The organism is Streptomyces sp. NPDC020489, from assembly GCF_044386545.1.
Taxonomy (GTDB): Bacteria; Actinomycetota; Actinomycetes; order Streptomycetales; family Streptomycetaceae; genus Streptomyces.
In genome coordinates this window covers 590,923-604,600 of sequence record NZ_JBIRUZ010000005.1, presented here as the reverse complement: position 1 = coordinate 604,600, position 13,678 = coordinate 590,923, and the positions used below count along the sequence as shown (strand labels likewise).

Genomic DNA, 13,678 nt, shown 5'->3' with positions numbered 1-13,678 from the left:
GGAAGGTTTACTATCAGAGCCGCGACACAATGAGAACCCGTTGCGTCAAAGGTTCGTACCTATGAACAAGCAGCCGCTGCTACGGCAGCGGCTGCTCCGCCCAGATGACCTTGCCCTCCGGCGTGTACCGCGTCCCCCAGCGCTCGGCGAGCTGCGCCACCAGGAACAGACCGCGGCCGCCCTCATCCGTCATCGCCGCGTAACGCAGATGGGGCGAGGTGCTGCTGCCGTCGAACACCTCGCAGATCAGGCTGCGATCGCGCAGCACCCGCACGCGGATGGGCTCACCGCCGTAGCGGATCGCGTTGGTCACCAGCTCGCTCAGCACCAGCTCGGTGGTGAACTCCAGTTCCTCCAGCCCCCACAGGGCCAGCTGCCGCGAGACGTCGGCACGGACCCGCCCCACGGCCGCCGGGTCCGAGGGCACCTCCCACTCGGCGACCTGGTCGGCGCCGAGCGCCCGGGTGCGGGCCACGATCAGCGCGATGTCGTCGGTCGCCCGCGAGGTGAGCCGTGCGTCGAGCACCGCCCGGCAGGTGTCCTCCGGCGAGTCGCCGGCCCGTGCCAGCGCGGTCCGCAACAGCTCCAGCCCGACGTCGATGTCCCGCTCCCGGTCCTCGACCAGCCCGTCCGTGTACAGCACGAGACGGCTGCCCTCGGCCAGGTCGAGATCGGCCGTCTCGAACGGCAGACCACCCAGTCCCAGCGGGGGACCGGCGGGCACGTCGGGGAACTCCACCGTGCCGTCGGGGCGGATCACGGCCGGCGGCGGATGGCCCGCACGGGCGACCGTGCAGCGCCGGGTGACGGGGTCGTACACGGCGTACAGACACGTCGCGCCGGTCACCGGGGCGCTGTCGCCGTCCGGCGTCTCGTCCTGGTCGATCCGGCCGACCAACTCGTCCAGCAGCGCGAGGAGTTCGTCGGGCGGCAGGTCGAGCGCGGCGAAGTTGTGGACCGCCGTGCGCAGCCGGCCCATCGTGGCCGCCGCGTACAGGCCGTGCCCGACGACGTCACCGACGACGAGCGCCACCCGGGCACCTGACAGCGGCAGCACGTCGAACCAGTCGCCGCCCACCCCGGCCTGCGCGGGCAGATAGCGGTAGGCGATGTCCAGGGCGTTCTGCTCCGGCAGGTTGCGCGGCAGCAGGCTGCGCTGGAGCGTCACCGCCATGGTGTGCTCGCGGGTGTAGCGGCGGGCGTTGTCGATGGACACCGCGGCCCGGGCCACCAGCTCCTCCGCCAGGGCGAGTTCGTCGGCGTCGAACGGCTGCGGCTTCTCGGAGCGCCAGAAGTTGACCACACCCAGCACCAGCGCTCCGGCCCGCAGCGGCACCGCGATCAGCGAGTGGATGCCGAACTCCAGGATCTGCGCGGTGCGTTCGAGGTCCTGGGCGCGCCAGCCCGGGGCCTCGGCCAGCCGCGCCTCGAGGACCGCCTGGCCGGAGTGCAGCGAACGGAACTGCGGGGAGGACGCGACGAGCCGCATCCGCTCGCCCACCGCGTACAGCGGCGCGTCCTTGCGGATGCCGCCGAACGCCGTACGCCGCAGATCGGTGCCCGCCTCCGGCTGGCCGCCGCTGAGCACCGCGTCGAACAGGTCGACGGTGACGAAGTCCGCGAACCGCGGCACGGCCAGCTCCGCCAACTCCTCGGCCGTGCGCGTCACGTCCAGGCTGGTGCCGATGCCCACACCGGCGTCGTACAGCATGTTCAGGCGTTCCCGCGCCGTCTCCGCGCGGCCGGACAGGGCGCGCAGCTCGGTCGAGTCGCGCAGCGTCGCCACGCTGCCGGCCGGGCCGCCCTCCAGGTCCGTCAGGCGCTGGTTGACGGCCAGCAGCCGGTCGCCCACCAGATGCACCTCGTCCGTGGCGACCCGGCCGGAGGCCAGCAGGTCCGCGGCGTCCGCCGGCAGGCCGAGCTCCAGGACGTGCCGGCCCTCGGCGTCGGCGGGCAGATGCAGCAGCCGTTGCGCCTCGTCGTTGGCGAGCAGCAGCCGGCCCTCGCCGCTGACGATGATCACGCCCTCGCGGACGGCGTGCAGCACGGCGTCGTGGTGTTCGTACATCCGGGTCATCTCGTGCGGACCCAGGCCGTGCGTCTGGCGCCGCAGCCGTCTGCTGACCAGTGCCGTGCCCGCCGTGGCCAGGGCGAGGCCGCCGGCGGCCGCGGCCAGCAGGAGCGGCATCTGCTCGTCGGCGGTGCCGCCCACGTGCTCCGTGGTGATGCCGGCCGACACCAGCCCCACGACCTTCCCGTCGGCCCCCCTGATCGGCACGACGGCCTGCACCAGCCGGCCGATGGTCCCGTCGATCTCCTCCGTCACCACCTGCCCCGCCAGCGCGGGAGCCAGCGTGCCGACGAACTTCTTGCCGATCCGGTCCGGCTTGGGATGCGTGTAGCGGATCCCGTCGGTGCCGAGGACCACGATGAAGTCCACCCCGGTCGCCTTGCGCGCCGCCTCGGCCCGGGGCTGGAGGACGGCCGTGGGATCGGGGGCGCTCAGCGCCTCACGGGTGCCCGGCGCGTTGGCGAACGCCTCGGCGACGGCGACCGAGCGGTTGCGGGCCTCGGTCGTGCTGTCGTGCCGCACCTGGAGCACCAGCGCCACCACCGCGGCGACGACCAGCAGCAGCACGATCACGACCTGCGAGAGGAAGACCTGCCCGGCGACACTGCGCCAGCCCAAGGTCGACCGCACCTCGGCGACCCGCCCGCGCCGCGCCCGGCCTGCGTCACGCTGCGAGAGTCGGGCCATGTGCCATGTCTACACTGCACGGCCGCGTGAGGCGAGAGGCGTCACACACTGTGATACGTCGGACACGTCACCTCAGCGCTGTCTACGGCGCGTGGCGAGCAACAGGGCGATGTCGTCCGGCCGGTCGGCGGCGTGCCGGGCCGCCGCCGTGAGCCAGTCGGCCACACCCGCCAGCCGGGCCCTGGGGGCGCCGGCCCGGGCGAGGGCGACACGCAGCGCGCTGATCCCGTCGTCGATGTCCACCCCGGGCCGCTCGACCAGCCCGTCGGTGTACAGCGCGAGGACCGCGCCGGGCTCGATCCGGACCGTCGTGACCGGGTAGCGGGCGCCCGGGTCCACGCCGAGCACCACGCCGCCGGGCACGTCGAGCACACGGGTGCTGCCGTCGGCGTTGCGCAGCAGCGGCGGGGGGTGCCCGGCGCGGGCCACCCGGGCGAGCCCGGTGACCGGGTCCAGACGGATGTAGCAGCAGCTGGCGAACTGGCCGGGATCGAGGTCGATGAGGAGATGGTTGGTGCCGCTCATCACCTCGTCGGGAGGGTGGTCGCCCAACGCGAACGCCCTGACGGCGCTGCGCAGCTGGCCCATCGTCGCGGCGGCCTGCACACCGTGCCCCTGCACGTCTCCGATGACCAGCGCCAGACCGTCGCCCGCCTCGACGACGTCGTACCAGTCCCCGCCCACCTCCATTCCCTGGGTGCCGGGCAGATAGCGGCCCGCGGTCTCCACCAGCGGATGCTGGGTCAGCCGCCGGGGCAGCAGCGCCTGTTGCAGACCACGGGCGAGCGCGGCCTCGCTCTCGTAGCGCTGCGCCTTCGCCATCGCGTGGGCGATCAGTCCGGCCAGCGCGGTGAGCACCGACCGCTCCTCGCCGCTGAACGGGCGGGGGCGGTCGAAGCCGAGGATGCAGGAGCCGACCGGCCGACCGGAGGCGATCAGCGGCAGGAAGGCACGGGCCCCCTCCGCCGCGTCCAGCGGGATCCCCGGGTAGGCGTCGGTCAGCTGCTGCATCGAGTCGAAGAACAGGGGCCGGCCGGTGGTGAGGGTCTCGACGCCCGGGAGATGCTCGTCCAGCCCCACACCGTCGAACGGGGCGAGGAAGCCCGGTGGGAAACCGGACTCCCACGCCAGGTACAGATGGCGGTCCTGGAGCAGGTAGATCGCCAGCCGGCGCCCGCCGAACACGGGCAGCAGCTCCTTCATCACCACCGCGGACACCTGCCGCGCGGTGACCGCCTCCGTCAGCGCGATCGCCAGGACGATCGGCCGGTACAGCGGTGCCAGCGACGACGTACCGGCCCCGTCGGCTGCCGGGTCCGCCGTCGGCTCCGGCACCCGGCTGGTCGGCTGCACCGTGCAGGTCAGCACGTCCGGGCCGGGATAGACCGACAGCGCGAGCCAGTCGCCCTCGTAGGCGGGGTCCAGGTCGGGCGGCCGCCGCACATGCAGATGCACCGGGTCGGGGGAGAGCAGGGCGCCGCGCAGGTGGTCCTCGACGTCGGGCTGGTTCAGCCAGGGCACGACCTCCCACAGCGGGCGGCCCAGGAGGACGTCCCGCGGCCGGTGCAGCAGCTGGGCCGCCCGCGGATTGGCGTAGGCGACCAGCCCGAGCCGGTCCAGGCAGAACACGCCCTCCGGCAGCAGGTCGGCGGCGGCGTCGGCCGCGGAGCCGGGACCGGGGTCGAGCACGAAACCCCTCACGGGCCGCGCGCCCGACCCGGCCGGGGAGGCCTCCGGGGTCCAGAACTCCATGAGCCGCAGCCCCCCGTCCGCGACCCGCACGTACAGCGGCAGCGACGGCGTGCTCGCGGCGGCCTCCCGCAGCGCGGTCAGCACGCGCTGCGCGTCGCCGGGGGCCACGGCCCGCGCCAGCGCCTCCACGGTGCCGTCGAACTGCGCGGGCGCCACGCCCAGCAGGGCGTGCAGATGCGCGTCCGCCGTCACCACGCCGGTCGCCGGGTCCCAGGCGAAACGGCCGAGCCGTCCCGTCGACGGGTGCGCGGCGGGCGGTCGCACGCACAGGGGCTCGGTGTCCCACACGACCGGGCCGGCGTCCCGCAGCTCCTCCAGGCGCCGGGCCAGCGCGGCGGCCACCCCCGCGACTCGCTCCCGCTCGGCCAGCACCTCGTCGGCGTCCGCGGCGGCCGGGCGCAGCACGATCAGCACCCCGAAGGTCGTGGACTCGCCTACGACCGGCACGTAGAGCGACCCGAACTGGAACGGCAGTCCGGCCGCGAACTGGGGGTAGCAGCGCATCGTCTCGGTCGCGTTCGGCAGCACGACCTGCCGTCCGAGGCGGTAGGCGTCGGCGACCGGGAAGGGACGGTCGGCGTGCAGGCGCCACCAGGGCCGGAACAACGGCCCCGGGAGTCCGGCCAGGACGGCGAGGCGGAGCATGCCGGAGGTGCTCGAACGCAGGTAGATGCCACCGGCGTGACCCCCGGCGGCGCTGATCGCCTCCGTCGAGGCGTCGATCAGCAGCGCGGCCAGCCGTCCCGGCGCCCGGTGCGTGTCCTCGCCGCTCCCAGTCATCGGCCTGCCTCGTCCTCACGCCGCCCCACAGGCGACACAGCAAGAATGCGCCACGAGGGGTGGGCGGCGCATCCGGGTGGACGGGGGTGTGGTGTGCTCCCGCCCTCGCGCGACCCGCGTCTTGCGCGCCCCGCCTCTTGCGCGCCCCCGCCCTCGCGCGCCGCCCCCAGCCCCTCTGTCCGCCCTCACCTCAGCCGCGCCACCCCTGCATCCCCTCGTACGCGGCCATCACCACCTCCAGACCGCGATGGTCGGCGCCCGGCTCGCGCATCTGGTTCGTCACGTAGGCCACCGTCATGCGGGCCGCCGGGTCGATCATCACGAGAGACCCGCCCCATCCGCCCCACCCGTAGGTGGTTCCGAAGCGGCCGTAGCCCAGGCCCCAGCTCACCGGCATGCCCAGGACGCGGTCCTCGCCGCTGTACTGCTCCTCCCAGGCCCGCGCGCACCCGGCGGGGGACAGCAGGCGCACCCCGCCCACCGTTCCGGCGCAGGCCGTCACCGACTGGACGAGGGCGACGGAGCGGGCGTTGCCGAAGCCGCTCGCGGCGGGGATCTGCGCGCGGCGCCAGGCGACACCGTTGCCGTCCCGGACGCGGATCGCGGTCGTGGCGGAGGGCGCCTGGTCCTGGTCGGCCGCTCCGGCGACGTAGTCCTCGTCCCGGCCGGGCGGGGGAACCGCGAGGGCGACACGGTGGTCGTACTCGGCGGGCAGCCCCACATGGAAGTCGGCGCCGAGCGGTCCGGCCACCTCCTCGGCGAAGAACGCACCGGGCGGTCGGCCCGTGATCCGGCGCAGGACCTCCCCGACGAGGAAGCCCTGGGTGAGGGAGTGGTAGCCCGCCGCCGTCCCCGGCTCCCACTGCGGCGGCAGCGCGGCCAGCCGAGCCGTGACCGCCGGCCAGTCGTACAGCTCCTCGACCGGCCCGTCGAAGTCCGGCAGACCGGCGGTGTGGGACAGCAGGTGCCGTACGAGCACCTTGTCCTTGCCCGCCGCGGCGAACTCCGGCCAGTACCGGGCGACCGGCGCGTCCAGGTCGAGGTCGCCGCGGTCCGCGAGGAGCAGGGCGGACAGTGCCGTCATGGTCTTGGTCACCGACCAGACGTTGGTGACGGTGTCGCGCTCCCACGCGGTGGTGCGGCCCGTGTCCGTGAAGCCGCCCCACACGTCGACCACCGGCTCGCCGTCCAGGAAGACCGCCGCCGAACCGCCGACGTCCCCCGCGTCCAGGAAGCCGGCCAGCGCGTTCGGCACGGCGGTGAACAGATCGTCGTACGAACCCCGGATGTCTGCCATGCGCGGAATCTAGCCCCGCGGGAAGGGGCGCGGGCAACCGGATTTACGCGGGCCGGAGCGGTGAGGCACGGCGGGGCCCCAGGGCTCATATCGTGGGAAGTGATGCGATACCGGCAGTGAGGCGGCAGAGCCATGACAGATCCGGAGATCGACTACGCGGCGGTGTTCCAGGCGCTGCCGGGCATGGTGGCGCTGCTGACCCCGGAGCTGGTCTACGCGGACGTCAACGAGCAGTTCGTCCGCATGTCCGGCCGCAGCCGTGAGCAGCTCGTCGGCCACTACCTGTTCGACGTCTTCCCGGACAACCCCGACGACCCCGCCGCCACCGGCATGCGCAACCTGGCCGCCTCCCTCCAACGGGTCCTCGCCACGGGCGAGCGCGACACCATGGCCGTGCAGCGCTACGACGTGCAGTCCCTGGAGCGGCCGGGCCGCTGGGAGGAGCACTACTGGAGCCCGGTCAACGCCGCGGTGCCCGGTCCCGACGGCGAGGTCGCCCTCGTGGTGCACCGGGTGGAGGAGGTCACCGAGTTCATCCGCGACCGCGGCGGCCCCATCGGCACCCGGGCCCGGGCGCTGGAGGCCGAACTGTACCTGCGCGCGCGGGAGTTGCAGGAGGTCAACGAGCGTCTGAGACGGGCCCACGCCCGCGAGCGGGAGGTCGCGCTGGCGCTCCAGGAGGCGATGCTGCCCACCCCGCGCCTCAAGGGACCCCACCGCGCCGCCGTCCGCTACCGGCCCGCGATCGGGGCGCTGAACGTGTGTGGCGACTGGTACGACCTCGTCGACCTGGTCGACGGCGACTGCATCGGCGTCGCGGTCGGCGACGTCGTCGGCCACGGGCTGGCGGCGGCCTGCGCGATGGGCCAGCTGCGCAGCGCGCTGAGCGCCGCGTCGCGGGTGGCCGACGGTCCGGCGCAGGCCCTGGACGTCCTGGGCCGGTACGCGCGCGTGGTCGCGGGCGCGGAGTCCGCCACGGTGGTCATCACCTTCATCGACTTCGCCGCCCGCACCATCACCTACAGCAGCGCCGGTCACCTCCCGCCCGCCCTGGTCCACCCGGACGGCACGGTCGAGTTCCTCGACGGCGCGACGGACCCGCCGCTGGACGCCAGCCCCGACCCCGTCCCCCGGCCGCAGGCGACGACCGCCTTCACCGACGGCGCCACCCTCGTGCTCTACACCGACGGCCTGGTGGAACGCCGCGGCGAGGACATCGAGTCGGGCCTCGAACGCCTCGCGGACTCCCTCGCCCGGCACCGCGACCACGATCCGGAGACCTTGGTCGACGCGGTCCTGGGGGAGCTGCTGCCGCCGGCGGGGGCGACGGACGACACGGCTCTGATCGTCGTACGACTGTGAGGGGGCCGGGAGCCGGGAGCCGGTCGGGTGGCGGGGTGGCGGGCTTGAGGGCCCCGGGGTTGAGGGGCCGCCGTCTTGGGGCCCCGCCGCCTTGGGGCCCCGCGGTCTTGGGGCCCCGCGGCCTTGAGGCTCCGCGACCTTGTGGCCCCCCGAGCCGCCCCGCTCCGGTTCGCCGTCGGGTCAGTCGGGCGGCAGTGCGCGCCTGCCGAGCAGGGCGGGTGTGGCGAGGAGCAGGAGGCCGGCCGCGGTGAGGGCGGCGCGGGGCGTGGTGAGGGTGGCGAGCAGGCCCCACAGGGCGGTCAGGGCGGCGATGGTGAGTTTGCTGCTGATGGACCAGGCGGACAGGGTGCGGGCGAGACGGTCGGTCGGGGTGTGTTCGAGCCGGAGGGTGGCCAGCACCGGGTTGAAGACGCCGATGCAGGTGATGAGCCCGAGTTCGATCACCATCACGAGCAGCAGCCCGGGGACGCCGGGGCCGATGAAGGCCAGGCCGAGCGGCCAGCAGGCGCGCAGGGTCCCGGCGGTGACCAGGACCTTGTGCGGTCCGTACCGGGCGACGAGCCGCCGCGAGAGGCGGGAGCCGATCAGGCCGCCGACGCACGGCACGGCGAAGGCGAGGCTGAACTGCCAGGGCGCGAAGTGCAGCGGGCCCAGCATCAGGACGGAGAGCAGGGGGGCGCCCACCATGATGAGGCCGTTGACGAGGAGGGCGTTGAGGAACAGCGGTCGCAGTACCGGGTGGGTGAGGATGAAGCGCCAGCCGTCGAGCAGGTCGCGGGCCTTGAGACGGGTGCCGGGGTCGGGGCGTGCCGGGCGACTCTCCTGGTGGCCGCCCATGGCGCGGATCCCCACCGCCGACAGCAGGTAGCTGACGGCGTCGGCGGCGATGGTCACCACGGGGCCGAACAGGCCGATGGCGGCGCCGCCGAGGGGCGGTCCGACCATGGTGGTGGTCCACATCGTGGCCTCGAACCGCGCGTTCGCGACCAATAGATCGCGGTGGGGCAGCAGGCCCTTGAGGCAGGCGCCGGACGCGGAGGTGAAGGTGATGTCGGCTGCGGCGACGAGCACCGACACAACCAGGAGTTGTACGAAGCTCAGTCGGTCGAACGCGTACGCCACCGGGACGCTGAGCAGCAGGGCGAACCGGGCCAGGTCCATGGCCATCATCACCGGCCGTTTGCGGCGGAACTCCACCCACGGGCCGAGCGGGACCGCCACCACCGCCCCGACCGCGAGCCCGGCGGCCGCCAGGGCCGACACCTCCGCCGGACCGGCATGCAGGACCAGGACCGCGACGAGCGGGAAGGCGTTGAGGGCCAGCGCGGTGCCGAGCGCGCTCACCGAGTACGCCGCCCACAACCACCCGAAGGACCGTCCCATGCCGCCGCCTCTCTCGTGAACCCCCGGACATCCAAGCGGTCGACGGATCCGCAGATCAAACAACCCCGGGTGGATCGGCCACAACGGGTGGTTGTGTCTCTAGGATGGCGGCCATGGACCTCGACGCCGTGCGGACGTTCGTGACGGCCGCGGAGACGGGGCGGCTCCAGGACGCCGCCACGGCCCTGTCGGTCACCCAGCAGGCGGTCTCCAAGCGGGTCGCCGCGCTGGAACGGGAACTCGCCGTACGGCTGTTCACGCGCACCGCGCGCGGAGTGCGGCTCACCATCGACGGGCAGGCGTTCCTGCCCCACGCCCGGGCACTCCTCGACGCCGCGGAACGCGCGCTGGCCTCCGTGCGCCCCGGCTCCCGCGCCCTGCGCGTGGACGTGATCGGCCGCCGCCTCGGTCCCGCCGCCCTGCTGCGCGACTTCCACCGGGCCCATCCCGAGGTCGAACTCGACGTGGTCACCCTGTTCGACGCCGAGGAGGCGCTGGCCGCCGTGCGCCACGGGACGATCGACGCGTCCTTCCGCGCCGTCACCGTCCCCGCCCGGCAGCTGCCCGACGGCATCACGGCGGCCCGGGTGCACGACGAGCCCGTCCAGCTGCTGACGGGACCGCGCCACGCCCTGGCCACGGCCCGCGAGGTCACCCCCGCGCGGCTCGCCGGGTACCGGATCTGGATGCCGGGTCTCGTCGCCGGTACCGAATGGGCGGCGTACTACGACGAACTCGCCACCGCCTTCGGCCTCACCATCGAGGCGACGGGCCCCGACTTCGGCATCGACCCGCTCCTGGACACGATCGCCGACTCCCCGCACCTGGCCACGCTGGTCGGCGAACAGACCCGCATGGTCTGGCCCGCCGACCAGGACCTGCGCCGCATCGCGCTGCGCGACCCGACCCCCGTCTACCCGCACTCACTGCTGTGGCGGTCCGACAATCCCCACCCCGCCCTCAGGGCACTGCGCGGGCATCTCGACGCCGCGCGGCGCGGCCCCGTCGGAGCGGGGAGCTGGACGCCGCACTGGGCGTGGTGAGAGGACCGGTGCCGTCAGAGAGCGGCCCCCGGCCGGGCGTCGATCTCGGCGATCAGGGCCTCGACCCGGGTCCTGATCTCGTCCCGGATCGGGCGGACGGCCTCGACGCCCTTGCCCGCGGGGTCCTCCAGGGCCCAGTCCAGGTACGTCCTGCCGGGGAAGACGGGGCAGGCGTCGCCGCAGCCCATGGTGATGACGTAGTCGGACGCCTGGACGGCCTCGGGGGTGAGGATCCTCGGCTCGGCCGCGGAGATGTCGACGCCGACCTCGCGCATGGCCTCGACCGCCGCCGGGTTGACCCGGTCGCCCGGGACGGAGCCGGCGGAGCGGACCTCGATCCGGTCGCCGGCGAGATGGCGGAGGAAGCCCGCGGCCATCTGGGAGCGGCCGGCGTTGTGGACGCAGACGAACAGCACGGAGGCGAGCGGGTCGGCAGGCATGAGGGGGTCCCTTGGGGCGAGGTGGGTGTCGGCGCGGAGTGATGTGAAAGTATCAGTCCATGCTGACGTCAGTCGACACTGATCTGATGCGGGTGCTGGCCGACCCGCTGCGCCTGCGGATCGTCACCCTGCTCGCGCGGGAGACGCTCTGCACCACGCACCTGATCGAGGAGACCGGGGCGAGACAGACCAACCTCTCCAACCATCTGAAGGTGCTGAGGGAGGCGGGTGTGGTGGAGACGGAACCGTGCGGCCGCTTCACGTACTACCGGCTCAGGCCGGAGGTCATCGCCCTGCTCGCGGGGCAGTTCGCCGAACTGGCCCAGACCGCGCGCGCCACCGCCGCGGACAACGTCAAGCGGTCCTGTCCCTGATCCGTGAGACCTCTCGGAGGAGTCCCGTTGACCGTCACCGATGCGTCGCGCGTCCCGCGGCCGGACCTGCCCGCCATCCCCCGGCCTGCACCCCTGACCGCCCGTGCGACGGCCGAACTGGTCGGCACCGCGGCACTGGTCGCCGTGGTGGTCGGCTCCGGCGTCCAGGCGACCGAACTGACCCGGGACGTCGGTGTCCAGCTCCTCGCCAACTCCCTGGCCACCGTCTTCGGCCTGGGTGTCCTGATCCTGCTGTTCGGCCCGGTGTCCGGGGCCCACTTCAACCCGGTGGTCACCCTGGCCGAGTGGTGGACGGCACGACGGGACGGCGGCGGCCTCTCGGCGCGCGAGGTCGCGGTGTACGTCACCGCCCAGGCGATCGGCGCGATCGCGGGCGCGGTGCTGGCGGACGCGATGTTCGGCGAGCCGTTGGTGCGCTGGTCCACCCACGAACGCTCGGCCGGCCACCTGCTGCTGGGCGAGGTGGTGGCCACCGCCGGCCTGATCCTGCTGATCTTCGGCCTCGCCCGCACCGACCGCCTCCGCCTCGCACCGGTCGCGGTGGCCTCGTACATCGGCGCGGCCTACTGGTTCACCTCGTCGACGTCCTTCGCCAACCCCGCGGTGACCCTCGGCCGCGCCTTCACCGACACGTTCGCGGGCATCGCGCCGGGCTCGGTGCCGGGGTTCGTCGGCGCCCAGCTCCTCGGAGCGATGGCCGGACTGGCACTGGCCGCCGTCGTCTTCGGCCGTGGCCGCGCCGCCCGGTAGCCGCCCTCAGTCGCCCACGAACACCAGACGGCTGCCGGGAGTCGTGGCACAGGCCTCCAGGAACGCGGCCAGTTCCCGGACCGCCGCGGTCTGGGCCGCGCCCGTGCAGCGGCTCAGCAGGCCGGGGATCTCGCGCAGCGCCGCCTCGGCCACCTGCTCGTTGAAGACGGTGTCGTTGTAGGGGTCGACCGTCCAGAGCTTGCCCGAGGTGTTGCGGGGCAGCCCGGAGAGCAGCCCGGCCAGCACCTCTCCGTGCTCGTGGGACGCGTGGACAAGGGTCGGCTCGCGGCGCCGACCGGATCGGCGCGGGGGCCCGCTGTGCAGCTCAAGGTCTATCCCCATGGGGCGATTCTCCCGGCCGCCGCCAGTGCGTAATTCAGGGGCGCGCACGGCCGATGGGTGGCAGGCTGCCGTCGGTCCGGTCCGAGGCGCGGGCCGGACGTGGTGGCCGGAGTGTGGGGGACGGGTGCGGGTCGCGGAACATGCGGTCTGGGAGCGGGACTTCCCGGTCAGGTACCTGCTGGTCCAGGAGGACCTGGACGGCGAGGAGTCGTACTGGGGGCGGTGCGCCGGTGTCGAGGGGCTGTTCGTCGACCAGCCGCCGCCGGCGCGTGAGGTTCTGACGCTGCGGGGCTGCGCTCCCGAGGGCCCGCTGCGGGAGGCCCTGGCGCCGGACGGCGCGGCCACGGCACTGCTCGGCGACCTGTGCGTCGAGGTCTGGGACGGGGAACAGCCGCTCCAGTGGTGGACGCTCGTGGACGCCGTCGTCCTGGCACAGCGGCCGAACCGGCAGGACCCGGCCCTCGTGGACGTCGTCGTGGGCGCGGGCGTGGAGGCGGAGACCGCGTGGAACCACACCCTGCCGGACCGGCCCGCGTTCAGGGTGCTCGCCGGAACCACGGTGTCCGCGGCCCCCGCCGGCCAATGCCTGGACGTGGAGGGGCTGTTCGTCTCGGCGGCGGCCGGAGGCCGGTCCCCCTGCACCTCGTCGGCTGCGAGCCCGCCGACCCGCTGCGCGCCGTGCTGGGCCGACGGCGGAAGGACGACCGTGACCGGGTGCAGCTGTGGGCGCTGGACCGCGACGGCCGGGTGATGTACCGGCACACGGTGGTGCTGCGCATGGAGAAGGCCCGCCCCTCCGTCCTCGGCGCCGACCTGCTCGACATCACCCTCACCGACGGCGGCGACCAGCGTCCCCTCCTCGCCCGTCCGGTCTGGGAGACCTGGTACCGCGGAGTCCCGACGACCCCCAACCAATGGGCCCCGCTCGGCACCGAGGCCCGGCGCGAGTGGCTCGACCTCACCGCCACCGGTCTGCGCGACCGACCTGCCGACCGCACGGGCGGTGTCCACCACCTCGACGGCACGTTCGTCACCGACCAGCCCGGCCTGCACTGCGCGATGGCCGAGGCGCTGGTGGGGCCCGGCAACTACTTCGGACGGGAGTGGCAGGCCTTCAAGGACTGCCTCGGCGGCGGCTTCGGCATCGCCACCCCCTTCACCCTGGTCTGGCACGACTCCCACATCGCCCGCCGCGCGTTCGAGGACGACATCTCGGACGAGGGGCTCACCTACTTCGAGGAGATCGTCCACCTCCTGGAACGCTGCGGCGTCACCGTCGAACTGCGCTAGGCGTGTCGGTCGGCCCGCGGCGTCGTGCGCGCGGGGTGGGGGCGCCCAGCCGCCGAGTGCGGTGTGGCGGCGGTGGTAGGTGTGCG

General features: G+C 73.9%; 12 protein-coding genes. 6 read left to right on the top strand and 6 right to left on the bottom strand.

The window, feature by feature from the left end; genetic code table 11:
* Window positions 1-79: 79 nt before the first annotated feature.
* The 3 genes from ACH41F_RS16670 to ACH41F_RS16660 all read right to left on the bottom strand — a co-directional run bounded on the left by ACH41F_RS16670 (window position 80) and on the right by ACH41F_RS16660 (window position 6,587).
* Window positions 80-2,758, bottom strand: a complete 2,679-nt coding sequence (locus ACH41F_RS16670) for a SpoIIE family protein phosphatase (protein WP_391230730.1) — start codon at window positions 2,756-2,758, stop codon at window positions 80-82.
* 72 nt (window positions 2,759-2,830) lie between these two features.
* Window positions 2,831-5,290: a SpoIIE family protein phosphatase gene (locus ACH41F_RS16665; protein WP_398836221.1), complete on the bottom strand. Its 2,460-nt coding sequence runs from the start codon at window positions 5,288-5,290 to the stop codon at window positions 2,831-2,833.
* Window positions 5,291-5,480: 190 nt separating this feature from the next.
* Entirely contained in the window at window positions 5,481-6,587 is a 1,107-nt protein-coding gene (locus ACH41F_RS16660) for a serine hydrolase domain-containing protein (RefSeq protein WP_398836219.1), read from the bottom strand.
* Between the two features lie 132 nt (window positions 6,588-6,719).
* Between ACH41F_RS16660 and ACH41F_RS16655 the strand changes: the two genes are divergently transcribed.
* Window positions 6,720-7,949 carry a PP2C family protein-serine/threonine phosphatase gene (locus tag ACH41F_RS16655; RefSeq protein WP_398836216.1) on the top strand — a complete coding sequence of 410 codons (1,230 nt, stop codon included), beginning with the start codon at window positions 6,720-6,722 and terminating at the stop codon, window positions 7,947-7,949.
* A gap of 180 nt (window positions 7,950-8,129) precedes the next feature.
* Here ACH41F_RS16655 and ACH41F_RS16650 read toward each other — a convergent pair whose 3' ends face one another.
* Entirely contained in the window at window positions 8,130-9,332 is a 1,203-nt protein-coding gene (locus ACH41F_RS16650) for an MFS transporter (protein WP_398836213.1), read from the bottom strand.
* A gap of 113 nt (window positions 9,333-9,445) precedes the next feature.
* Here ACH41F_RS16650 and ACH41F_RS16645 point away from each other — a divergent pair, with 113 nt between their 5' ends.
* Window positions 9,446-10,375: a LysR family transcriptional regulator gene (locus tag ACH41F_RS16645; RefSeq protein WP_398836210.1), complete on the top strand. Its 930-nt coding sequence runs from the start codon at window positions 9,446-9,448 to the stop codon at window positions 10,373-10,375.
* A 14-nt stretch (window positions 10,376-10,389) separates the two neighbouring features.
* Here the strand turns inward: ACH41F_RS16645 and ACH41F_RS16640 are convergent, their stop codons facing one another.
* On the bottom strand, window positions 10,390-10,815 hold the full coding sequence (locus tag ACH41F_RS16640) for an arsenate reductase ArsC (RefSeq protein WP_398836207.1): 426 nt from the start codon (window positions 10,813-10,815) through the stop codon (window positions 10,390-10,392).
* A 59-nt stretch (window positions 10,816-10,874) separates the two neighbouring features.
* On the opposite strand from ACH41F_RS16640, the gene ACH41F_RS16635 reads away from it, so the two are divergent.
* Together ACH41F_RS16635 and ACH41F_RS16630 are read left to right on the top strand one after the other, a co-directional pair.
* Window positions 10,875-11,189 carry a metalloregulator ArsR/SmtB family transcription factor gene (locus ACH41F_RS16635; protein WP_391230737.1) on the top strand — a complete coding sequence of 105 codons (315 nt, stop codon included), beginning with the start codon at window positions 10,875-10,877 and terminating at the stop codon, window positions 11,187-11,189.
* A 27-nt stretch (window positions 11,190-11,216) separates the two neighbouring features.
* On the top strand, window positions 11,217-11,960 hold the full coding sequence (locus ACH41F_RS16630; RefSeq protein WP_398836204.1) for an aquaporin: 744 nt from the start codon (window positions 11,217-11,219) through the stop codon (window positions 11,958-11,960).
* 6 nt (window positions 11,961-11,966) lie between these two features.
* Here ACH41F_RS16630 and ACH41F_RS16625 read toward each other — a convergent pair whose 3' ends face one another.
* Complete coding sequence (locus tag ACH41F_RS16625; protein WP_398836201.1) at window positions 11,967-12,302, bottom strand: hypothetical protein; 336 nt, start codon at window positions 12,300-12,302, stop codon at window positions 11,967-11,969.
* A 124-nt stretch (window positions 12,303-12,426) separates the two neighbouring features.
* On the opposite strand from ACH41F_RS16625, the gene ACH41F_RS16620 reads away from it, so the two are divergent.
* Both ACH41F_RS16620 and ACH41F_RS16615 read left to right on the top strand, forming a co-directional pair.
* The gene (locus ACH41F_RS16620) at window positions 12,427-13,053 is read left to right on the top strand and encodes a hypothetical protein (protein WP_398836199.1); all 627 of its coding nucleotides are present in this window, start codon (window positions 12,427-12,429) and stop codon (window positions 13,051-13,053) included.
* Complete coding sequence (locus ACH41F_RS16615; RefSeq protein ID WP_398836196.1) at window positions 13,017-13,592, top strand: barstar family protein; 576 nt, start codon at window positions 13,017-13,019, stop codon at window positions 13,590-13,592. The genes ACH41F_RS16620 and ACH41F_RS16615 overlap by 37 nt, the downstream gene beginning before the upstream one ends.
* The last annotated feature ends 86 nt before the right edge of the window (window positions 13,593-13,678 follow it).

Bases quoted from the DNA above. Each gene is read 5' to 3' on its own strand.
- ACH41F_RS16670 (WP_391230730.1), bottom strand. From the start codon at position 2,758: ATGGCCCGACTCTCGCAGCGTGACGCAGGCCGGGCGCGGCGCGGGCGG.
- ACH41F_RS16665 (WP_398836221.1), bottom strand. From the start codon at position 5,290: ATGACTGGGAGCGGCGAGGACACGCACCGGGCGCCGGGACGGCTGGCC.
- ACH41F_RS16660 (WP_398836219.1), bottom strand. From the start codon at position 6,587: ATGGCAGACATCCGGGGTTCGTACGACGATCTGTTCACCGCCGTGCCG.
- ACH41F_RS16655 (WP_398836216.1), top strand. From the start codon at position 6,720: ATGACAGATCCGGAGATCGACTACGCGGCGGTGTTCCAGGCGCTGCCG.
- ACH41F_RS16650 (WP_398836213.1), bottom strand. From the start codon at position 9,332: ATGGGACGGTCCTTCGGGTGGTTGTGGGCGGCGTACTCGGTGAGCGCG.
- ACH41F_RS16645 (WP_398836210.1), top strand. From the start codon at position 9,446: ATGGACCTCGACGCCGTGCGGACGTTCGTGACGGCCGCGGAGACGGGG.
- ACH41F_RS16640 (WP_398836207.1), bottom strand. From the start codon at position 10,815: ATGCCTGCCGACCCGCTCGCCTCCGTGCTGTTCGTCTGCGTCCACAAC.
- ACH41F_RS16635 (WP_391230737.1), top strand. From the start codon at position 10,875: ATGCTGACGTCAGTCGACACTGATCTGATGCGGGTGCTGGCCGACCCG.
- ACH41F_RS16625 (WP_398836201.1), bottom strand. From the start codon at position 12,302: ATGGGGATAGACCTTGAGCTGCACAGCGGGCCCCCGCGCCGATCCGGT.